The organism is Psychrobacter sp. CAL346-MNA-CIBAN-0220 (genome assembly GCF_040309805.1).
In the GTDB taxonomy this organism is placed as follows: domain Bacteria; phylum Pseudomonadota; class Gammaproteobacteria; order Pseudomonadales; family Moraxellaceae; genus Psychrobacter.
On sequence record NZ_JBEOPF010000715.1, the window covers coordinates 1 to 237 of the forward strand.

1 protein-coding gene is annotated in these 237 nt (G+C 72.6%); it reads right to left on the bottom strand.

What is annotated here, in order from left to right; translation table 11 throughout:
* A partial coding sequence (locus AAEY88_RS15435; RefSeq protein WP_350563797.1) for an alcohol dehydrogenase catalytic domain-containing protein occupies nucleotides 1-237 on the bottom strand: 237 nt, incomplete at both ends.

Here is a 237-nt window from a genome sequence, read left to right on the forward strand (position 1 = left end):
GCCCGGCGAAGCCCATCGACACGCACAGGTTGTACGACCCCGCGCGGCAGTACGCGCACTGGCTGCAGCGATACTCGGGCTCGACCGCGACGCGGTCGCCCGCGCGCAGCGTCGTCACGCCTGCGCCGACTTCGACGACGGTGCCGCAGAACTCGTGGCCGAGCGTCAGCGGCGCGGTGCGGCGCGACAGCGGATGCGGCACGTCGACCGGAATCGCGTGCGGGCCGTCCGCATATT